The 21,199-nt window shown below is 67.7% G+C and carries 19 protein-coding genes; 15 read left to right on the top strand and 4 right to left on the bottom strand.

Annotation, left to right across the window (positions count from 1 at the left end):
- Positions 1–57 precede the first annotated feature (57 nt).
- Positions 58–1,023, top strand: coding sequence for an alpha/beta fold hydrolase (locus tag AC1DH3_RS07550; protein WP_476908964.1), 966 nt, complete (start codon positions 58–60; stop codon positions 1,021–1,023).
- On the opposite strand, the gene AC1DH3_RS07545 is transcribed toward AC1DH3_RS07550, so the two are convergent.
- Entirely contained in the window at positions 1,020–1,763 is a 744-nt protein-coding gene (locus tag AC1DH3_RS07545; protein WP_441417953.1) for a glycosyltransferase family 2 protein, read from the bottom strand. The two genes, AC1DH3_RS07550 and AC1DH3_RS07545, sit on opposite strands and share 4 nt — an antisense overlap.
- A gap of 160 nt (positions 1,764–1,923) precedes the next feature.
- Here AC1DH3_RS07545 and AC1DH3_RS07540 point away from each other — a divergent pair, with 160 nt between their 5' ends.
- Both AC1DH3_RS07540 and AC1DH3_RS07535 read left to right on the top strand, forming a co-directional pair.
- Positions 1,924–2,127: a cold-shock protein gene (locus tag AC1DH3_RS07540; RefSeq protein ID WP_013599688.1), complete on the top strand. Its 204-nt coding sequence runs from the start codon at positions 1,924–1,926 to the stop codon at positions 2,125–2,127.
- Positions 2,128–2,299: 172 nt separating this feature from the next.
- Positions 2,300–2,935 (top strand): PAS and ANTAR domain-containing protein, encoded by a 636-nt coding sequence (locus AC1DH3_RS07535; protein ID WP_476908963.1) that lies wholly within the window; start codon positions 2,300–2,302, stop codon positions 2,933–2,935.
- A gap of 35 nt (positions 2,936–2,970) precedes the next feature.
- On the opposite strand, the gene AC1DH3_RS07530 is transcribed toward AC1DH3_RS07535, so the two are convergent.
- Positions 2,971–4,947 (bottom strand): APC family permease, encoded by a 1,977-nt coding sequence (locus tag AC1DH3_RS07530; RefSeq protein WP_476908962.1) that lies wholly within the window; start codon positions 4,945–4,947, stop codon positions 2,971–2,973.
- A gap of 386 nt (positions 4,948–5,333) precedes the next feature.
- Here AC1DH3_RS07530 and AC1DH3_RS07525 point away from each other — a divergent pair, with 386 nt between their 5' ends.
- From AC1DH3_RS07525 to AC1DH3_RS07490, 8 genes are read left to right on the top strand one after another with little or no spacing between them, the layout of a single operon-like run.
- Entirely contained in the window at positions 5,334–5,432 is a 99-nt protein-coding gene (locus tag AC1DH3_RS07525) for a potassium-transporting ATPase subunit F (RefSeq protein WP_476908961.1), read from the top strand.
- Between the two features lie 7 nt (positions 5,433–5,439).
- Positions 5,440–7,107 (top strand): potassium-transporting ATPase subunit KdpA, encoded by a 1,668-nt coding sequence (gene kdpA / locus AC1DH3_RS07520; protein ID WP_476908960.1) that lies wholly within the window; start codon positions 5,440–5,442, stop codon positions 7,105–7,107.
- A complete protein-coding gene (kdpB, locus tag AC1DH3_RS07515) occupies positions 7,104–9,242 on the top strand; it encodes a potassium-transporting ATPase subunit KdpB (protein WP_476908959.1) in 2,139 nt (712 codons plus the stop codon). Before kdpA ends, kdpB begins: the two co-directional genes overlap by 4 nt.
- 10 nt (positions 9,243–9,252) lie before the next feature.
- On the top strand, positions 9,253–9,882 hold the full coding sequence (kdpC, locus tag AC1DH3_RS07510) for a K(+)-transporting ATPase subunit C (RefSeq protein WP_476908958.1): 630 nt from the start codon (positions 9,253–9,255) through the stop codon (positions 9,880–9,882).
- Between the two features lie 12 nt (positions 9,883–9,894).
- Entirely contained in the window at positions 9,895–12,564 is a 2,670-nt protein-coding gene (locus AC1DH3_RS07505) for a DUF4118 domain-containing protein (RefSeq protein ID WP_476908957.1), read from the top strand.
- A complete protein-coding gene (locus AC1DH3_RS07500; protein ID WP_476908956.1) occupies positions 12,561–13,235 on the top strand; it encodes a response regulator in 675 nt (224 codons plus the stop codon). Before AC1DH3_RS07505 ends, AC1DH3_RS07500 begins: the two co-directional genes overlap by 4 nt.
- Before the next feature lie 31 nt (positions 13,236–13,266).
- Entirely contained in the window at positions 13,267–13,881 is a 615-nt protein-coding gene (locus AC1DH3_RS07495; RefSeq protein WP_476892904.1) for a DinB family protein, read from the top strand.
- A gap of 11 nt (positions 13,882–13,892) precedes the next feature.
- Positions 13,893–15,653 carry a sensor domain-containing diguanylate cyclase gene (locus tag AC1DH3_RS07490; protein ID WP_476908955.1) on the top strand — a complete coding sequence of 587 codons (1,761 nt, stop codon included), beginning with the start codon at positions 13,893–13,895 and terminating at the stop codon, positions 15,651–15,653.
- 51 nt (positions 15,654–15,704) lie between these two features.
- Here AC1DH3_RS07490 and AC1DH3_RS07485 read toward each other — a convergent pair whose 3' ends face one another.
- Positions 15,705–16,838, bottom strand: a complete 1,134-nt coding sequence (locus AC1DH3_RS07485; protein ID WP_441418173.1) for an acyl-CoA dehydrogenase family protein — start codon at positions 16,836–16,838, stop codon at positions 15,705–15,707.
- Between the two features lie 292 nt (positions 16,839–17,130).
- Between AC1DH3_RS07485 and AC1DH3_RS07480 the strand changes: the two genes are divergently transcribed.
- The 4 genes from AC1DH3_RS07480 to AC1DH3_RS07465 all read left to right on the top strand — a co-directional run bounded on the left by AC1DH3_RS07480 (position 17,131) and on the right by AC1DH3_RS07465 (position 20,609).
- Entirely contained in the window at positions 17,131–18,864 is a 1,734-nt protein-coding gene (locus AC1DH3_RS07480) for an AMP-binding protein (RefSeq protein ID WP_441417960.1), read from the top strand.
- 2 nt (positions 18,865–18,866) lie between these two features.
- Positions 18,867–19,373: a MarR family winged helix-turn-helix transcriptional regulator gene (locus AC1DH3_RS07475; protein WP_441417961.1), complete on the top strand. Its 507-nt coding sequence runs from the start codon at positions 18,867–18,869 to the stop codon at positions 19,371–19,373.
- A 57-nt stretch (positions 19,374–19,430) separates the two neighbouring features.
- Positions 19,431–19,859 carry a DUF1761 domain-containing protein gene (locus AC1DH3_RS07470; RefSeq protein ID WP_441417962.1) on the top strand — a complete coding sequence of 143 codons (429 nt, stop codon included), beginning with the start codon at positions 19,431–19,433 and terminating at the stop codon, positions 19,857–19,859.
- Positions 19,860–19,976: 117 nt separating this feature from the next.
- Complete coding sequence (locus AC1DH3_RS07465) at positions 19,977–20,609, top strand: class I SAM-dependent methyltransferase (protein WP_476908954.1); 633 nt, start codon at positions 19,977–19,979, stop codon at positions 20,607–20,609.
- 10 nt (positions 20,610–20,619) lie between these two features.
- Here the strand turns inward: AC1DH3_RS07465 and AC1DH3_RS07460 are convergent, their stop codons facing one another.
- Positions 20,620–21,174, bottom strand: coding sequence for a hypothetical protein (locus tag AC1DH3_RS07460; RefSeq protein ID WP_476892906.1), 555 nt, complete (start codon positions 21,172–21,174; stop codon positions 20,620–20,622).
- Positions 21,175–21,199 lie beyond the last annotated feature (25 nt).

The raw sequence follows: 21,199 nt of genomic DNA, 5'->3' as shown, positions 1-21,199 counted from the left end.
GACCCCGGCGGACCGCCGTCCGGGAACCGCCCCCGCGCCGGGGGCTATGTTTAGTCCATGGCGTCAACAGGCCGCAATCTTCCGGGCACACCGGAACCGGACCCCGGGGTCTTCGGCTCGGGGCTCATCGACGAGGCGGCCCGGCTGGACGCCGCCCTGCCCGACGTCGACTGGTTCGCCCCGCCGTCGGGCTCTGTCCGCGGGACCTTCCATGCGCCGAGCGGTGAGCTGGCGACCTTGTCCATGGGCAACCCGGCCCATCCACGGGTGCTGATGGTCCCGGGCGCGACGGGGTCCAAGGAAGACTTCTCGCTGATGCTGCCCCGGCTCGCGGCCGCCGGCTACTTTGTGCTCAGCTGCGACATCGCGGGCCAGTATGAGTCCGCCGACGCCGGCCCCGAGCACCTCGACCCGCCGCGGGAGCACTACGACTACCAGCTCTTCACCGACGACCTGATCGCCCTGCTGGAGGACGGGGAGGGCGCCGCGCACGTCGTCGGCTACTCCTTCGCCGCGATCGTCGCGCAGGTGGCGTTCGCGCAACGGCCGGAGCTGTTCCGCAGCCTCACGCTGCTCAGCTGCCCACCCGAGCCCGGCAACAGCTTCCGGGGGGTCCAACGGATCGGCCGGTTCAGCGGCTGGGCCAGCGCCAGGGTCGGCGCGGCGCTGATGATCGCGGGCATCCGCAGCAACGTGGTCCGCGTGGGGCAGAACCGGATCCGTTTCGTGAGATACCGCTTCCGCTTCACCCGCCGGAAGGCTGTGAACGACATTTTCGGGCTGATGCAGCACGCCCCGGACCTCCGGCCGGTCCTGGCCGCGGCGGCGCTGCCGAAGTTCGTCGCCGTCGGCGAACACGACCTCTGGCCGCTCGCACTGCACCGCCGCTTTGCGCAGGCGATCGGCGCGAAGATCTCCGTCTATCGCGGCGGCCACAGCCCCAGCGAAACGTCGCCGCACCAGATGAGCCGGGACCTGATCGCGCTCTACGCCGACGCCGACGGGACGCCGCCAGGCAGCTAGCGCCGGTGGGCGCGTTCCCACCTCTTGCGGCGGCGGCGCCGGCGCAGCGGGCGCTCGGACCTGAACTCGACGCCGAACGTCGTCCACGCCATCGACAGCCGGCGCCCGACGGCGTGCCGGCTTTCGAACGGGCGGGCCGAGACGCCTACCCGCAGCGCCGGCTCCCAGAGCACGGACACCTCCGGCGGGATCTGGTAGGAAATGTCGAGGTCGTCGTGCACCGGCGGCCTGCCCCGGTGGACCGTGCCGCGGATCTTTTCCCAGACGTCGGCCCGCAGGGCGAAATTTGAGCCAAACAGCGGCGGATGCCCCAGCAGGAGACCGATGGCCCAGAAGTAACCGGCAATCCAGATGTTCCGGCCCACCCAGCGCGCAAACCGCGTCCCGCCGTAGAAGTTCCCGGGCCCGCTCACCGCGGTCAGCGGACCGGCCTTGTCCAGGATGGCTTCGACACGTTCCAGCCAGTCGGCGGGCGGGACGGAGTCGGCATCCAGGCGCGCGATGATTTCCGAGTCCGCCTCGTCGAATCCGCGGGCGGTAGCCGCCGCGATTCCGGGCAGGTCAACGACGATCCGCCGCGCCCCGGCGGCCGTGCAGACCGCGGCAGTGTTGTCGGTGCTGCCGTTGTCCACCACGATCACCTCGTCGGCGCGGCGGCTCTGCCTGCCGAGTGCCGCCAGGCACGCGGCGAGCATCTGCGCATCGTTCCGGGTGGGAATGACCACCGAGATTGTTGTCATGGTGAGCCGACTATAGCTCCAGCCCGGGATTAACTCCCGCACTCAGCCTCTTGCACCGCGGCCCTGCGCCCCGTACGTTGGGGACAGCGGACGAATGTCTCCGCAGCCGTTGGCCTTCCGTGGCCGCCGGAGATCAGCAGCATTTCAGAAGGATAAAGGCATGGCTACAGGCACAGTTAAATGGTTCAACGCCGAAAAGGGTTTTGGCTTCATTGCCCCGGATGACGGGTCGGCCGACGTTTTCGCCCACTACTCGGCAATCGCTTCCAGCGGCTACCGCTCGCTGGACGAGAACCAGAAGGTCGAGTTCGACGTCACCCAGGGTCCGAAGGGCCCCCAGGCTGAGAACATCCGCCCGCTCTAAGCTTTCAGGAAGGCCCGGCCTGCCGGAACACTTCTCCTAGAAAACATGAAGCCCCTCCGGAGTCACTCCGGAGGGGCTTTGTTTCGTTGTCAGACAGTGGCCCTGCGATATTCTGGACCTTTCAGGCCCAGACGCAGGAACGCCGGGCGCAGCACGTCGAACGGCCCGGCCCATGACATCAAAGAGCAAATATCCGGGGTCAGTCCCTGACCGGGCCCCCAGCGACGACTTCCTCGACTGCCCCACCGGGCTGGTCGAGTACTACTTCGCCGACGGCGTTTTCCGCTGGTCTGACGGCCTCTACCGAATCTACGGGTATGAACGGGGCGAAGTGGTCCCGTCCATGGAAATGGTCTTCCCCCACCTCGAGCCCGAAGACCGGCCAAAAGTCCAGGCCTACTGGGAACGCGTGGCGGCCGTGGGCGGGCCATCGTCCATCTACGTCTCAATCCGCGACAAAAAGAACCGGCAGCACAAGTTGCTCTTCTCCGCGGACTACATCCTCGAAGGCAATACACCCGTCGGTGTCTGGGGCGTCATCGTGGACCTCACCCAATCAATCCATACTGACCGCCATCAACTCGCCACAGAAGCCGTCGCGGCATCCGCCCGCAACCGGGCGGTTATCGAACAGGCGAAAGGCATCCTCATGGGGCGCACGGGGGTCAACGCAGATGAAGCATTCGGGCTCATCAGCCAGTTGAGCGCCGACACGAACCGCAAGGTCACCGCCATTGCCAGCGAAATCGTCGAGCGCGCCACGGCCACGCCCAGGGAGGCGAAGAGCCAGGATCTTCCTACCCTGTAGCGCCCCCAGCCCGAGCCACTGGTTGCCGCCCAGTCCTAGCCGACGTGCACCCAGGGCCGCCGTGTGACATCGGGTTCGGCCTCGCGCAGCACCTCGCGGGTGACCGGCGCGATTTCTCCTTCGCCGAACGCGAGGAAGCGCAGCAGGTTGGTGAGCGGGTTCCCCTCGGTCCAGCGGAAGTAAATGTGTGGCATCAGCCCGGTCACATCCCGGATGTGCAGCAGCACCGAGGCGATCGTGTTGGGCACCACGGGGCCGTGCACTTCAAGGATCCGGTAGCCGTGCCGGGTGATTCCGCGGACCTCCAGTTCGGTTTCGAAGTCCGAGGAATCATCCACGATGACCTCCAGGAACAGCGCCCGGTAGTCCAGCGGCAGGTGGCTGACCTCAATCGCGGACTCGAGTTTTTGCCGGTACGCCTCCGCGCTGAGGCGCAGCGGCTCGTGGGCGACGATCCGGAGCGGCCCTTCCAGCTCGTCGGACATGAACTCCAGCGCCTGCCGGTCCAGATGGACGTGCGTGGCATGCAGCTCGAAGGACCGGCGGGCGCGGGAGAGCAGGGAAATCACGATGATGCCCAGGATGAAGATCGACGCGATCCGGATGCCTTCGGGGCGTTCGATGATGTTGGCCACGGTGGTGTAGATGAACACGACGGCAATGACGCCGAAGCCCACGGTGCGCTTGCGTTGCCGCTGGCGGCGGGCCGAAAGGGTCACGGCCACGGCCGCCGAGGTCATCAGCACCAGCACGCCGGTGGCGTAGGCGCCGCCCTGCGCGTCGACGTCGGCGTCGAAGAGCCAGGTGATCAGGAACCCGATGAGGGTGAAGACCAGGACCAGGGGACGCACGGCCCGGGCCCAGCCGGGGGCCATCCCGTAGCGGGGCAGGTAGCGCGGCACGAGGTTGAGCAGCCCGGCCATGGCGGAGGCGCCGGCGAACCAGAGGATGGCGATCGTGGAGATGTCGTAGACGGTGCCGAAGCCCACGCCGAGGTGTTCGTGGGCCAGGAAGGCCAGGGCGCGCCCGTTGGCCTGGCCGCCGGGCTGGAACTCCTGCTCCGGAATCAGCACCACGGTGGTGAAGCTGCTGACGATCAGGAAGGTGCTCATGATCAGGGCGGCGGTGGTCAGCAGTTTGCGCGCGCCCTGGATCCGGCCGGCCGGGTACTCTTCGGTATCGTCGGCATGGCCCTTGATCTGCGGCATTACGGCGACGCCGGTTTCGAACCCGGAGAGGCCCAGGGCGAGCTTGGGGAAGACCAGCAGCGCGAACCCGACCGCCAGCAGCGGGTTTCCGTGCGAGGTGGAGATGGCCTGCCACCAGTTGTCCACGGCCAGCGGATGGCTCAGCACCTCCCAGAGCGACGCGGCGACGACCACGACGTTCAGGCCCAGATAGAGTCCGACGATCACGACGGCGACGCCGATCGCTTCCTTGAAGCCGCGCAGGAACACCGCTCCGAGGAGGGCCAGCAGGATCAGGGTGACGGGGACGTTTTGTCCCTGCAGCCAACCGGGCGCCACCGGGTTCTGGACCAGGTGGGCGGTGGCGTCAGCGGCGGACAGCGTCATCGTGATCATGAAGTCAGTCGCGGCGAAGCCGAGCAGGACCAGGACGAAGAGCTTTCCGCCCCAGCGCGGCATCAGCCGTTCCAGCATGGCGATGGACCCTTCGCCGCGGTGGCTCTCGCCGGCGACGCGGCGGTAGACCGGCAGCGCGCCGAGCAGCGTAATCGCCACCAGGACGAGCGTCGCGAGCGGCGAAATCACCCCCGCGGCGAGCGCGGCGATGGCCGGCTGGTAGCCCAGGGTGGAGAAGTAGTCGACGCCGGTCAGGCACATGACCTGCCACCAGGTGTGCTTCTTCTCCTGGGCCGTGGGCACGCCGCCGGGGCCCTGGTGCGCGCCCTTGCTGTCCTGCAGCCCCACCAGCAGCCAATTCCGCAGGATGGTCCGGCGGGCGGGCTTCGGCGCCGACGGGTCTGCCGGCGGCCTGCTCAGGGTGGTCATCTTGTGCCTTTCTCGCGGCACGTTACGGCGCACCGCAGTGCGATTACAGCCGAAGTTAGCACTGGCAGGGCACGATCCCGACGAATATCGGTTGATCTTGACGAATCCTTGACGCCAGCCCGGACCAGTGCCGCGTGCAGGCCGTGTCAAAGATTCATCAAGATCCGGGCCGCAGGCATTAAGGATGCGTAAGTCTCTGTGCTTTCCACACTTTCGGGGTTTTGACTGGGCTTAGCCCCGCAAACGGGGCCCGGATGAAAGGAACCTGCAATGGCCGACCTGGCTGTTATCGGAATCCTCATGGTGTCCATGGGGTTCGTCATGTGGATCGGCCACGGCCTGGCCGGAATGGTCGGCGGTCCCGGGGACCACCCCGAAGGTGAACGATGAGCGCCGACGCGGTCATGTGGCTCGTCCTGTTGATTGCGGGGCTGTGTGTGTTCGGCTACCTGCTGGCCGTCCTCATGCACCCGGAAAAGTGGTGAGCGGATCGTGACCTTCAACACTGCATCCTTTGTGGTCCAGGTGGCGGCACTCCTCATTGTCCTGGCAGCCCTGCACAAGCCATTGGGCATCTACCTGTTCCGGGTTTTCGAGGGCATGACGTCCAGTCGGCCTGAGCGTCTGTTCTACCGGCTTGCGGGAGTCGACGCCGGCACCGAGCAGACCTGGCCGGCCTACCTGCGCGGCGTGCTGGCGTTCTCCGCTATCTCGATCCTGGCCGTATTCGGCCTGCAGCGGCTGCAGGGCGTCCTGCCCGGCGGCGGATCCCTGCCCGGCGTTGACCCGTGGGTGGCTATGAACACTGCCATTTCCTTTGTGACCAACACGAACTGGCAGGCCTACGCACCCGAGACGACCGTCGGCATTTTCGTGCAGATGACCCTGCTTGCGGTACAGAATTTCCTCTCCGCCGCCGTCGGCATCGTCGTCGTCGTCGCCCTCATCCGAGGCATCACCCGCACCAGGACGCAACTGCTGGGAAATTTCTGGGTGGACCTGACCCGAACTTCGTTCCGGATACTTCTGCCGATCGCGTTCGCCGCAGCCCTGGTACTGGTCCTCGGCGGTGTGGTGCAGAACTTTTGGCCGACCGACGTCACCAACCAGGCGGTTGGAATCAGCCAGAGCATTCCCGGCGGACCGGTGGCATCCCAGGAGGCCATCAAGGAGCTCGGGACCAACGGCGGCGGCTACTTCAACGCCAACTCCGCCCACCCCTTCGAGAACCCCAACGCCTTCATAAGCTTCTTCGAGGTTTTCCTGCTCCTGCTCATCCCCTCCGCTCTGCCTTACGCCTTCGGCAGGATGGTCGGGGACCAAAAGCAGGGGTACACGGTGGTCGCCGTCATGGGCTCGCTCTGGCTGGCATCGGTTTCGCTGATGGGCTGGGCCGTTGCCGCCGGGCAGGGAACAGCGACGGCGGCTGCCGGCGGCCTTGGCGAAGGCTTTGAACAGCGCTTCGGTCCGGTGCCGAGCGCGATCTTTGCCACGTCCACCACGCTGACCTCCACCGGAGCGGTCAACGCCGCCCACGATTCCCTGCCGCCACTGGCTGGCGGAGTGGCCATGGTGAACATGATGCTCGGCGAAGTCGCCCCAGGCGGAACCGGCTCCGGCCTCTACGGCATGCTCATCCTGTCCATCATCTCCGTCTTCATCGCCGGTCTCATGGTCGGACGCACCCCGGAATACCTCGGTAAGAAAATCGGTCCGACGGAAATGAAGCTCGCCGCCCTGTACATCCTCGTCACCCCCGCCCTGGTCCTTGCCCTGGCCGGCATCACCGTCCTGCTGCCCGAGGCCGTGGCGAATGCCCCGGCCTCCGGCCCGCACCAGTTCAGCGAAGTGCTCTACGCCTTCACCTCAGGTGCCAACAACAACGGCTCCGCGTTCGGCGGCATCACCACCTCCGGCCCCTTCCTCTCGGTCATGATGGGCCTGGCGATGCTGCTGGGCCGCTTTCTTCCGATTGTCCTGGTCCTCGCCCTGGCCGGTTCCCTCGCCCGACAGGGCAGGATTCCCATCTCCGCCGGCACGGTCCCCACCCACGGCCCGCTTTTCGGGGCCCTGCTGCTCGGCGTGACAGTGATCTTGACCGCCCTGAGCTACTTCCCGGCCCTTGCCTTGGGCCCCCTCGCAGAAGGACTCCTCAAATGACCCGGTCCAGCACGGCGTCAGCCTCGGATATCGCCGCCCGAACCTACGCCGACGGCAATCCCCTCGGCACTCCCGGCGAACACAAACACCACACCAAGGCTCCGGCCAAACTGACCCTCAGGTCCGTCCTCGCCGCTCTGCCGCTCGCCGTCAGGAAACTCTCCCCGCGGCAGATGGTCCATTCCCCGGTCATGTTCACGGTGCTGGCCGGCGCCGTCCTGTGCACGGCGATCTCCCTGTACCGGCCGTCAGTGTTCGGCATCGCGGTCACGGCTTGGCTCTGGCTCACTGTCCTCTTCGGGACCCTGTCCGAATCCATCGCTGAGGGCCGCGGGAAAGCACAGGCCGACAGCCTCCGCGCCAGCCGCCAAGGCGTCCAGGCCCGGCTCCGCCAACCTGACGGCACCACCACGGACGTCCCGGGCACAGAGCTGCGGCTCGGTGACATCGTTGTCTGCGAGGCCGGGGACGTCATCCCCTCCGACGGCGAAATCATCGAGGGCCTCGCGAGCGTTGACGAATCGACCATCACCGGCGAATCAGCCCCCGTCATCCGCGAATCCGGTGGCGACCGCTCCTCCGTCACCGGCGGCACAAGGGTCCTTTCGGACCGGATCGTCGTCCGCATCACCGCCGAGGCCGGGCAGACATTCATCGACCGGATGATCAAGCTGGTCGAGGGAGCGGTCCGGCAGAAAACGCCCAACGAAATCGCCCTCCACGTACTCCTGGTGTCCCTGACGATCGTCTTCCTCGCTGTGACCATGTCCTTGGCCCCCTTCGCGACCCTGGCCGGCGCCACCCCGTCCCCGATCGTCCTGGTCGCGCTGCTGGTGTGCCTGATCCCCACCACCATCGGAGCACTCGTCCCCGCGATCGGCATCGCCGGTATGGACCGTCTGGTTCAACACAACGTGTTGGCTACCTCAGGCCGCGCTGTGGAGACGGCCGGGGACATCACCACCCTCCTGCTGGACAAGACAGGGACCATCACCTACGGCAACCGCCGCGCGGTCAACTTCTTCCCCGCCAACCACGTGGACAGGACCCAACTCATCGAAGCGGCCCGGGTCTGCAGCCTTGCCGACGAAACCCCCGAGGGACGTTCCATTGTGGACCTCGCCTCGGACAAGGGCGTGACCGGTTCCGACCTGGCCAGCCTTGAACGCAGCTCCGGGGATTTTGCCGTGGTGCCCTTCAGCGCCACCACGCGTATGAGCGGCCTGGACCTGGACGGCCGGCAAATCCGCAAAGGCGCCGCCTCCACCGTGGCGGCCTTCATCGCCGAATACGGCGCCGATACCCCGGCGGAGGTCAACCACCGGGTCAACGAAATCTCGGCTCAGGGCGGCACACCCCTTCTGGTCGCCCAGGTCGGCACGGACGGCAGCGCCGAAGTCCTGGGAACCATCCACCTCGCCGACGTCGTCAAACCCGGCATGCACGCCCGCTTCGCCGAGCTGCGACAAATGGGCATCCGGACCGTGATGATCACCGGCGACAACCCCATCACCGCCAAGGCGATCGCTGCCGAGGCCGGAGTCGACGACTTCCTGGCCGAAGCAACGCCCGAGGACAAACTCGCCGTGATCAAGAAAGAGCAGGCCCAGGGCCGGCTGGTCGCCATGACCGGGGACGGCACCAACGATGCCCCGGCCTTGGCCGCGGCAGACGTCGGCGTCGCCATGAACTCCGGAACGCCGGCCGCTAAGGACGCCGCCAACATGGTGGACCTCGACTCCGATCCCACCAAACTCATCAATATCGTCGGCATCGGCAAACAGCTGCTCATCACCCGGGGGGCGTTGACCACCTTCTCGGTAGCCAACGACGTCGCCAAGTACTTCGCGATCGTCCCGGCCCTGTTCACCGCCGCCTTCCCGGGGCTGGGACTGCTGAACATCATGGGGCTGGCCACCCCGTCCTCGGCCATCCTGTCAGCGGTGATCTTCAACGCCCTGATCATCATCGCGCTGGTGCCGCTCGCGCTCCGCGGCGTCAGGTACCGGGCCGTCTCCGCCAACCAGGCGTTGGCACGGAACCTGCTGATCTATGGGCTCGGCGGCCTGATCGCCCCCTTCATCGGCATCAAGATCATCGACCTGATGATCTCCTTCATCCCCGGAATCGGCTAGGAAGATCCCTATGAACGCTCTCACCGGCTATCTTCGCCAGGCCGGAACCGCCCTGCGGTTCCTGTTCTTCGCCACCCTGGTCCTCGGCGTGGCCTACCCCCTGGCCGTCTTCGGCATCGGACAGCTCATCGCCCCGTACCAAGCCAATGGCTCCATCATCAGGGACGGGACCAGCGCCCCCGCCGCCTCGGTCCTGATCGTCCAGGCTGGCGCCGACAAAGACGGCGTCCAGGACCCGCGCTGGTTCCACGCCCGGCCGTCAGCCGTGAGCTGGAACCCTGCGACGTCGTCGGCCAGCAACCTGGGCCCCAATGACCCCAAGCTCCTTGCGGCGGCAAAGGCTCACCGGTCCGCCGTCGCCGCCGCGGAAGGCATCAGCGAATCCGCGGTTCCGGCCGACGCCGTCACGGCCAGCGGGTCCGGACTGGACCCGGACATCTCCCCGGAGTACGCCAGGCTGCAGGTGCGACGGGTGGCGGCGGCACATGGCCTGAGCCCTGACGCTGTGGCATTGCTCGTGGAGCAGCACACCAGCAACGGTATGGTCGCTTTCCTTGGCCAGCCATCGGTCAACGTGACCGCCCTGAACCTGGCACTTTCTGCCGCCTCGCCGACATCCCAGCCGGCACAGCGCAAATGAGAGAATGACGGCATGGCACGTGGAACGCTGCGAATTTTCCTAGGGGCAGCGCCTGGGGTCGGCAAGACCTACGAGATGCTCGAAGAAGCGCACCGGCTCAGCAAGCGCGGGGCGGACGTCGTCGTTGCGTTTGCCATGGACCACGGGCGCAGCGAGACCCGCGCGCTGCTGGAGGGACTCGAAATCATTCCGCCCAGGCGGCTGCCTTACCGGGGTACTGAATTTGAGGAAATGGACCTTGACGCCGTCCTAGCCCGGGCACCCGAAGTGGCAATCGTGGATGAGTACGCCCACTCCAACGTGCCCGGCAGCCGCAACCCCAAACGCTGGCAGGACGTCGACGAGCTGCTCGGCGCGGGAATCGATGTCCTGTCCACCGTCAACATCCAGCATCTCGCGTCGCTGGGCGATGTTGTCAGCGCGATCACCGATGTCCACCAGGCAGAGACCGTGCCCGACGACGTTGTCCGCAGGGCCGATCAGATCCACCTCGTCGACATCTCCCCTGAGTTGCTGCGGCAGCGCTTGGGCGACGGCAAGATCTACGCTCCCGAAAAGATCGATGCAGCGCTCTCGAACTACTTCCGCCTGGGCAACCTCACCGCGCTGCGGGAACTGGCGCTGCTGTGGCTGGCCGACCGTGTCGATGAAGGCCTGGCTAAATACCGGGCAGAACAGGGCATCGAGGAGAGCTGGCCGGCCCGGGAAAGGATCGTGGTGGGGCTGACCGGCGGTCCTGAAGGAGAGACCCTGATTCGCCGCGGCGCCAGAATCCTGAACCGCGTGAACGGTGGTGACCTGCTGGCGGTGCATGTCCGCGTCGCAGACGGGGTGGCCAATGAATCCCCGCAGGCGCTCGAAGCCCAACGCCATTTGATCCAGGACCTCGGCGGCAGCTACCACATTGTGACTGGTGAGGATCCTGCAGAGGCGTTGCTGGACTTCGCCCGGAGCGTCAATGCCACCCAGATCGTCGTTGGCATCTCCCGGCGCAAAAAGGTGTCCGCCCTGCTGGAAAACCTGCTTGGCGGAGGCGTCGGAACGCGGGTGGTCAGAGATTCCGGCGATATCGACGTCCATATGGTCTCGCACCCGCTCGGTGGGCGTGGCACCCGACCATCGCGGCAACGCGACCTGGGGCGTGTCCGGGTAACGGTGGGATTCGTCCTGGCCGTCGTCCTCCCGGCCGTGCTGCAGCTCATCCTGATGTTCCTCAACCCGGAACGGAACGTGGCCACCGTGATGCTGGCCCAGCTGAGCGGCTCGATTGCAGTGGCACTAGTCGGCGGGCTCTGGCCGGCTATCCTCGCCGCACTCTGGAGCAGCCTCCTGGTGAACTACTTCTCAACCCCGCCGGTCGGGAACCTCACCATCAGCGATCCACAGAACCTCCTCGCCCTGCTGGTTTTTGTGGGCGTATCGGCGGCCGTCGCAGTCGTCGTCGACCTGTCCGCCCGGCGGTCCAAGGAGGCCGCGCGCGCCCGCGCAGAAGCCACCACCCTCAGCGATCTGGCCCGGAATGCAGCCGGTTCGGATGACATGCTCCATGCCCTCCTGGAGCAGTCGCTGGGCGTCTTCCAGGTCCGCGGGGCCGCCGTCTTCAGCCTCGACGATTCGCGGGGCGACGCCGGCCCCGCAGATGACCGGCGGTGGCGCCTCACGGGTGCGGCCGGGGAACTTTCCGAAGCCGACACCGACCGCGGGGGAGTCAACGGCGAGAACATCGAGGAGATTGATGCGTCCACACGCCTCGTGCTGTTCGGCCGGATCCTGCCGGCAAGCGATCGGCGCCTCCTTGGAGCCTTCGGTATCCATCTTGCCGCCCAGCTGGAGCGCCAGCAGCTCGTCGCCAGCCGCCGGCAGATGCTTCGCCTCGCCGAAAGCAACACGATCCGCACGTCTCTTCTCCGCGCGGTTTCCCACGATCTCCGGACGCCCTTGGCCGGCATCAAACTCGCAGTTGGCGGCCTGCGCCATGACGGCGAAAGGTACACGCCGGACCAGCGGCAAGAGCTGCTGGCAACTATCGAGGAGTGCTCGGACCGTTTGGATGCCCTCGTCGGCAACCTCCTCGATATGTCCCGGATCAGTGCCGACGCCACCACCCCCCTGCTCCGGCCGCTGCGCTGGTACGAGGTGATTCCGGATGCCCTGCGTGCAGTGCCGAAGGGGCGCGTCCGGGTGGAACTGCCCGCCAACATGCCCGAGGTGGATGCGGACGCCGGCATGCTGGAGCGCGTCATAGCGAATATTGTCGAAAACGCAGTGAAGTACGCCCCCGATTCGGACATTGTCCTCGTTGGGGCGGGAGGCGGCCTAAGCCCAGTGGCCCTTGATGGACGTCCTGCCGGGGAACTGCGCATCATTGATCACGGCCGGGGAGTCCCGGCAGAAAAGGTCGTGGAAATGTTCCGGCCGTTCCAGCGTCTGGACGACGCCCCGCAGACAACAGGCATCGGCCTCGGCCTGGCTGTGGCGAAGGGCTTCACGGACGCCATGGGCGGAAGCCTGACCGCCGAGGCGACGCCGGGCGGCGGCCTGACCATGGTCATCCGACTTCCGCTCTCCACCGGCGCTCCGTTCGAACCACGCCACCAACAGTCGCCGCTGCAACCCCAGTCAGCAGTGTCGCGCCGGAGCCATTCACTGCCAGCCGCTGCGTCCGCACCGGATGCCGGATGACCGCCGTCCTGGTGGTCGACGACGACCCGCATCTGCTCAGGGCCCTGCGGATCACGCTGCAGGCGCACGGCTACGACGTGACGACTGCGGAGGACGGCCACTCGGCACTCCTGGCGGCCACCCAGCAACCCTTGGCGCTTGTCATCCTGGACCTTGGGCTGCCCGATATGGACGGAACTTCGGTGATCCGCGAACTGCGCAGCTGGAGCCAGGTTCCCGTGCTGGTGCTGTCCGCCCGCCATGGCTCGGACGACAAAGTCCAGGCTCTCGACGCCGGCGCCGATGACTACATCACCAAGCCGTTCGGGCTGGACGAGCTGCTGGCCCGGCTGCGCGCGCTGCTGCGCCGCAGCGCCGATCCGGAGCACGAACCGGTGATCACAACCGACGCTTTCACCGTGGACCTCGGCAAGCGCCGGGTCACCCGCGACGGCGAGGACGTCCGGCTCACGCCGACGGAGTGGAAAATGCTGGAAGTGCTGGTCCGTAACCCGGAGAAGCTCATCACCCAGCAACAGCTGCTGTCCGAGGTATGGGGTCCGGCCTACGCGAAGGAGACCAACTACCTCCGGGTGTACATGGCCCAGCTTCGCCGCAAGCTGGAATCGGATGCCGCCGCACCCCGGCACCTGCTCACCGAGGCCGGGATCGGCTACCGCTTCCAGCCCTGAAGCGGCGGGCGGCCCCGGTAGGATTCCGGGCATGGACGAGAAGGAGATTCTGCACCGCTACCTGCGCCTGCGCCGCGCCGAACTGCTGGCCAAGCTGGACGGTCTGGATGAGTACGACATCCGCCGGCCCGTGACGCCCACCGGAACCAACCTCCTGGGCCTGGTCAAGCACGTGGCCAGCGTCGAGATCGGCTACTTCGGCGAAGTGTTCGGCCGCCCCCACGCCCAGCCCCTGCCCTGGCTGGAAGAGGGTGCCGAACCGGATGCCGACTTGTGGGCGACCCCGGACGAGACCCGGGACCAGATTGTGGAACTGCACCACGCCGCCGCTGCCCACAGCGATGCCACCATCGAGGCCCTTCCGCTGGACGCCCCGGGCGAGGTTCCATGGTGGGCCGAGGACCGCCGGCACGTCACGCTGCAGCAGATCCTGGTCCACTTGTGCGTTGAAACGGCGCAGCATCTGGGCCATGCGGACATCCTCCGCGAACTCATCGACGGGACGGCCGGGAAAGGACCCGGCGACCCAAACCTGACGCCACGTACCGGCGAGGATTGGGCGGCCCACCGGAACAGGATAGAGACGGCCGCCCGGGCGGCCGCGAGGGCGGCAGCCCCGGTTTTCCGTCGGGAGCCGCCGCAATAGATACTGGGGCAATGAATATTCACAGCGCTCTCGCCCGGGAGAACGCACGGCAGCCGCCGCTGCCGGAGGTACCCGCCCAGCTGCGGGCCGTGCTCAACGGCATTCCGGCGATGGTGGGCTACTGGGATGCCGAGCTGCGGAACCGGCTGGCCAACGACGCGTACCGCGAGTGGTTCGGGGTCTCCCCCGAGGAACTGCACGGCATCCACATCCGGGATTTGCTCAGCGACGCCGTGTACGAGGCCAACTACCCCCACATTTCCAAGGTGCTCGACGGCGAGCCGCAGCTTTTCAAGCGCACGCTCACGGATGCCGCAGGTGCGACGCGTTTCGCCGAGGTCTCCTACATGCCGGACCTGAGCGACGGCGGGGTTCAGGGTTTCTTCGTGATGGTCACGGACATCACCGAGCGGGTGCTCGCCGAGCGCCGCCAGCAGCGCGACACCGACCGCTACCGGGCACTGGCGCGCAGTGTCCCCGGCGTCTTTGTCCTGCTCTTCGATTCGGAACTGCGCTACCTGATCGCCGAGGGCCAAGAGCTGGAGGCCTTCGGCTACCGCTCCGCCGAGCTCGAGGGCCGGCGGATCCACGATGTGCTCGACGGCGCCCTCGCCAACGAACTGGAACCCCGCTACCGCGCCGCGCTGTCCGGCCAGGAGGTTTCCTGGACCCGGCAGATCGGGCCCCGCACCTACCGGCTGAAGGCCGGCCCCGTTTACTCCGACGACGACGCCGCCACCGCCGGCATGGTGGTGGCGGTCGACGTCACCGATCGGCTCCGGCAGGAACAGACGTGGGCCGCGCTGCACGAGATCGCCACCGCCGTCGCCCGCAACGCCGCCCCGGCGGCCATCTCGGAGCAGGTCGCCTTCATTGTGCGGGAGCTCTTCCAGGTGGACTCGGCCGCCGTCGTCCGTTTCACCGGCGCACTGTCAGCGGAAATCGTGGCGATGGCGCCGGCGTTGCCGCCCACCCTGAGCCGCACGCACGTTTTTTCGCCGACCGACATCTCGGCCACCGTCCGCGTCGCCGTAACCGGCAAGCCCGCCCTGGTGGTCTACGGCCCGGAAGGGGGCCCCGCCGCCGAGCAGATGCGGGCCGGAGGTTTCCAGTCCGCGGCGGGCGCCCCGATCAGGGTCCACGGCAGTTTGTGGGGCGTGGTTAACCTGACCTCGAAGTCCAGCACGGGCGTCACCGAGGTGATGCTGGAACGGCTGGCCCAGTTCGCCGAACTGGTGGAAATTGCCATCGGCAACACCGAGGCCCGGGCCAGCCTGGAGTTGCAGGCCACCACCGACCAGCTCAGCGGCCTGCCCAACCGGCGTGCCCTCGAGCAGCACCTCTCGCACGAGATTGAACTGGCGGCCACCCGCGGCACCAGCCTCAGCGCCGTCGTCCTCGACATCGACCACTTCAAGAAGGTCAACGACACCTTCGGCCACATCATCGGCGATGCGGTGCTCGCGGATGTCGCGGCCCGGCTCCGCGGCGTCGCCCGCCAGGATGAGATCGTGGCCCGCTTCGGCGGTGAGGAATTCGTCTGGCTGCTGCCGGGGACGGACGGCGCCGAGGCCCTGCTCGCGGCGGAACGGGCCCGTAAGGCGATCGAGTCGGAGCCGTTCGGCGAGGTCGGCTCCATCACGGTTTCGGCCGGCGTCTGCGAACTCCGCGACGCCGGCAGCCACAGCCTGCTGGCCTGCGCGGACCGGGCGCTGTACGCGGCCAAACACGCCGGCCGCAACCGCAGCGAACGCTACGGCGCCTCCCGCTAGGGCGTTCCCGGCTCGCGGCCGCGGCCGGCCGGAGGGCGGCCGCGTCGGACTCTAGACGAAAGCGGACTTCCCGGTAACGGCCCGCGCCACGATCAGGGAGTTGATCTCGTAGCTCCCCTCGTAGGTGTAGAGGATCTCGGCGTCGCCGAAGAGCTTGCCCATCTCGTAGTCGGTGCTGATCCCGTTGCCGCCCAACAGCGAGCGTCCCATCGCGACGGAGGCCCGCGCCAGCCGGGTGGTGGTGGACTTCGCCATGGCGGCCTGCACCATGTCCAGCTTGCCCTCCTGCTGGATCCGCGCCAGCTGCGCCATCAGCGCCAGCGAGACGCTGGCGTTGCCGAGGATCTCGGCCAGCTGCTGCTGCACGAGCTGGAAGCGCGCCAGCTCCTTGCCGAACTGCTTGCGTTCCAGCGAGTAGGCCCGGGCGACGTCGAACGCGGCCAGCTGGATGCCGGCGGCCTGCCAGCCTACCCAGGCGCGCGAGTCCCGCAGCAGCTCGTTGGCCCGCGAGAAGTCCGTGGCACCGGGCAGCAGGTTGGATTCCGGGATGCGGACCTCGTCCAGGACGATGTCCGCGTTCTGCATGATCCGCAGGCCGATTTTGTTCGCGATTTTGGTGGCGGTGTAGCCGGGCCGGTCCGTCTCGACGATGAAGCCCTTGATCTGCTGGTCCGCGACGTCGCGGGCCCAGACCAGGGCGAAGTCGGCGATGGTGCCGGCGCCGATCCAGCGTTTGGCTCCGGTGATCACCCATTCGCCGTTCTCCAGCCGCGCCGTGGTGGACAGTCCGCCGGCGATGTCCGAGCCGTGGTCCGGCTCGGTCAGGGCGAACGCGCCGAGCTGGGTGAAGGCGGTGAGCCCCGGGAGCCAGCGGGCCTTCTGCTCCTCCGAGCCGAGCTCGTCGATCATGCCGACGATCAGCTCATTGTGGATCCCCACCAGCGCCGAGAGCGAGACGTCGGCGCGCGCCACCTCGACATACATCAGCCCCTTGAAGAGCTTGGAGCTGCCGTCCGTCTGCAGGCCGCCGAGGCCGTGCTTGCCCAGCTCGGCGAGCAGGCCGAAGGGGAACTCCTCGCGGTTCCAGTAGTCGATCGATGCGGCGCGGATCCGGGCCTGCAGGAAATCCCGGATCCCCTGGTAGCGCTCCCGCTCGTCCGCGGGCAGGAGGTCCACGATGTACATCAGGTCTGCGTCCGGGAACGGCGGAGTTGCCGGGGCCTGGGCCGAACTTTCCGCGGCGCCGCCGCGGCTTGCCGTTGCCTGGCCTGCCATTGCCTGGACGGCGGTCTGTCCGCCGGCACTTCCTTGTGACTGCACGGGCACATATCCCTTCGTAATGTGCCGCGCATCGGCAGCAACATCGGCTCTTCCAAACCCTTGGATGTCCTAGTATATTGCACAGTGATGTGGATCACTAGGCCAGCGGCGGCCGCCACCGGACCGCCTGGCTGCGACCGGCTGCGAAAGGTGCACCATGACCGTCACTGAGGAATTCCGCGCCGCGAGGGACAGGCTGCTGGCCCTGCGCGGGGACTACGCCGCCGCCCGGCAGGAATTCAAATGGCCGCGCTTCCAGGAGTTCAATTTCGCCCTGGACTGGTTCGACCAGATCGCCGCCGATCCGGCCAAGGCGGACAAGCCCGCCCTGGTGATCGTGGAGCAGGACGGCACGGCCACGCGGCGCAGCTTCGCTGACCTTTCGGCGCGCTCCGCGCAGGTGGCCAACTGGCTCCGGGCCCAGGGCGTGCGCCGCGGGGACCGGATGATCATCATGCTCGGCAACCAGGTGGAGCTGTGGGAGCTGATGCTGGCCGGCATCAAGCTCGGGATCGTGATGATCCCCACCACCACGCTGATGGGTCCGGCCGACCTGCAGGACCGGGTGGAACGCGGCGGGGCCAGCTGGGCCGCCGTCGGAAGCGCCAACATCGACAAGTTCACCGGCGTCCCGGGTGACTACCGCCTGATCGAAATTGGCGCCGCCGGCAACGCCGAAACCAACACAGCGGCACTTCAGTACAGCGAGGCCGCGGGCGCGGCGGAAGACTTCAGCCCGGACGCGCCGACCCTGGCCGACGAGACCCTGCTGCTCTACTTCACCTCCGGCACCACCTCGAAGGCCAAGCTCGTGGAGCACACCCACACTTCCTACCCGGTGGGCCACCTGTCCACCATGTTCTGGATCGGGATGGAGCCGGGCGATGTGCACCTGAACGTCGCCTCACCAGGCTGGGCCAAGCACGCCTGGTCCAACGTGTTCACGCCCTGGATCGCCGAGGCCTGCGTGTTCATCTACAACTACGAGCGTTTCGACGCGAAGGCGCTGATGGAGCAGATGGACCGCGAGCGGGTGACGAGCTTCTGCGCCCCGCCCACGGTCTGGCGGATGTTGATCCAGGCCGACCTGACCCTGCTCAAGAACCCGCCCACGAAGGTGGTTTCCGCCGGCGAGCCGCTCAACGCCGAAGTGATCGACCAGGTCCACCGCGCCTGGGGCCAGACCATCCGGGACGGCTTCGGACAGACCGAGTCCACCGTGCAGATCGCCAACACCCCGGGCCAGCCGATCAAGATCGGCGCGATGGGCCGGCCGCTGCCCGGCTACGACGTCGTCCTCGTGGACCCGGCCACCGGGGAGGAGTCCGACGACGGCGAGCTGTGCCTGCGCCTGGACCCGCGGCCCGTCGGGCTGATGAAGGCCTACTACGGGGACCCGGAAAAGACGGCCGAGGCCTTCCGCGACGGCTACTACCACACCGGTGACATGGCCAGCCGGGACGAACGCGGCATCATCACCTACGTGGGCCGGGGCGACGACGTCTTCAAGTCCTCCGACTACCGGCTCTCCCCGTTCGAGCTGGAGAGCGTGCTGATCGAGCACCCGGCGGTGGCGGAGGCCGCCGTCGTCCCCTCCCCCGACGCGCTCAAACTGTCCGTGCCCAAGGCCTTCGTGGTCCTGGCGGCCGGCCACGAACCCGGGCCCGAGCTGGCCGAGGACATCCTGCGCTACTGCCGCGAGCACCTGGCGCCGTTCAAACGGATCCGCCGGCTGGAGTTCGCCGAGCTGCCCAAGACCATTTCCGGCAAGATCCGGCGGGTGGAGCTTCGGCACAGCGAGGAACTGCGGCATGGGGCCGGCGGCGTGCCGGAGGGCCTCGGCACAGAGTACTCGGAGGCGGACTTCCCCGGGCTGAAAGGGCAGGGCTAGGCATGGGCACCCCGCTGCCGCGTGATCCGATCGCCGACGCCCAGCGGAACTGGGAACGGCACGGCTGGGCCGACGTCGCCGCCCCGATGGCTGCCATCACGGCCGTCATGCGGACCCAGCAGATCCTGCTGGCACGGATCGAAAGCGCGCTCAAGCCTTTCGGGCTGACGTTCGCGCGCTACGAACTGCTGGCCCTGCTCAGCTTTGCCCGCAGCGGGGCGCTCCCTATGAACAAGGCGAGCGCCCTGCTCCAGGTCCACCCTACGTCCGTGACCAACGCCGTCGACCGGCTGCAGGAAGCCGGGCTGGTGCTCCGCTCCCCGCACCCCACCGACGGACGGACCACGCTGATCGAGCTCACCTCGGAGGGGCGCACCCTGGCCAAGCGGGCGACGGCGGTGCTGAACTCGGAGGTCTTCGGCCAATCCGGCTTCGAGGAGCAGGATGTGGAGCAGCTGATCCGGATCCTCGGTAACTTCCGGCGCAATGCCGGGGACTTCAGCGGCTAAGCCGTACACTTCGTTTGCGGGCCGTCGGCCGGACGGCCAGGAGGTGAGGAGAGCCCCATGATTCCGGAGATCAACATCTGGGCGGTACTGCTGGCCACGCTGTCCAGCATGGTGGTCGGGTCCGTCTGGTACACGCCCAAAGTGTTCGGCAACTACTGGATGCGCATCGCCAAGGTCAGCCCCAGCGGGGACGCCAGGGACGCCGTCAAGCCCATCCTGATCACCTTGGTGGTCAGCTTTGTCAGCGCCTGGGTGCTGGCTGGCTCCGCCGCCATCTCGCAGCATTTCTACGGCGGAAACTTCCTCGCCAACACCCTGGTTACCGCCCTGATCCTGTGGGCCGGGTTCACGGCCGCCCGCTTCATCACGCACGACGCGTTCGAGGGCCGCCCCGTTGGCCTGACCGTGCTGAACTGCGCCCATGAGCTCGTAACCCTGATGGTGATGGCTCTGATCATCGGTTTGTTCGGGATCAGCGCCGCGTAGCCTTTCAGCAGCGGCAGGCGCTGCCATTCCGCGCCGCCCCGGGGACGGGCCGGCGTGCCTAGACTGGATAGGCGGCAGGCGCCCTGCCGCACGGCACGGGCACCGGAGGAGAGCTGCATGGAATTCGACGAATCGTTCTGGGACGAACGGTACCGCCAGCACGGCCAGCACGGCTCAGTGTGGAGCGGGCAACCGAACCCCCAGTTGGTCGCCGAGGTGGCGGACCTGGCGGCCGGTTCCGCCCTCGACGTCGGCGCCGGAGAAGGCGCCGACGCCGCCTGGCTTGCCCGGCGCGGCTGGCGGGTGACGGCGGTGGACATCTCGTCCTTGGCCCTGGCCCGGGCGGCCGCCGCCCTCGAAGACGACCCGGAGACCGCCGCCCGCATCACGTGGCAGCACCAGGACCTCACGGCCTCGCCGCCGCCGGCCGGGACCTTCGACCTGGTCTCCGCCCAGTACCTGCACCTGCCCGCCCCGCAGCGCGACAGCGTCTACAGCCGGCTCGCCGCGTCGGTGGCACCGGGCGGGACGCTGCTGATCGTCGGCCACCACCCCTCGGACCTGGAGACCAGCGTGCGCCGGCCCTCCGCCCCGGGGTTGCTCTTCACCGCCGAGCAGCTCGCGGCGGAGCTCGATCCGCACGAGTGGGAGATCGTCACCTGCACGTCCCGGCCGCGGGCCACCGCAGATTCCGACGGCGCACCGGTGACGGTCCGGGATTCGGTGCTCCGCGCCAAGCGCAAGGCCTAGCGCGGCCGCGTCACCCCCGGGTGCCCAGCCTTTCCCGCAGCCCGGCCGCGAGTCCGGCGATGGTCAGGAGATCGAACAGGCCCCCGCCGAGTTCCACGAGTCGTCGGCGTCTAACGCCGGCGAGCCGGAGCCGCAGGTGCACCCGCGTCCCGGTTGCCGCGCCCGACGACGGTCGCAGCACTATCGCCCAGCTGATGGTGAGCGCACCGCGCTGCGAGCGGTGCACCAGCGCCTTTGGCGGGTCCACCTCGACGATTTCGAAGCTGGCATTGGGGCCGCCCCAATCAGCAATGACGTCCCCGGCGCTGAGGTCCTGGAGTGCGGGATCAATGGTCCGCAGGGCGCGGCGCCGGGCCGGAATGAGGGCTTCCGCCCAGCCAGGCAGGTACCAACCCGAACGTTCCTTGCCCAGCTGGACGATCCACGGCCAGACGGCGTCGGGCGGGGCCGGCAGCCCGAAGCCCCGGTCCATCACCACATCCGGGACCGGGACCAGCCCGTCGCCGGGAAGCACGGCCCGGACCTCCTCCGGCGTCGCCCCTACCCCCAGAAAGCCTGCGTGCATGGCCGCCTCGCTGTCGGAATTGGAT

The organism is Arthrobacter sp. 05L428, assembly GCF_056397665.1.
The sequence above is the reverse complement of the archived record's forward strand: the minus strand, read 5'-3'. Positions and strand labels throughout refer to the sequence as shown.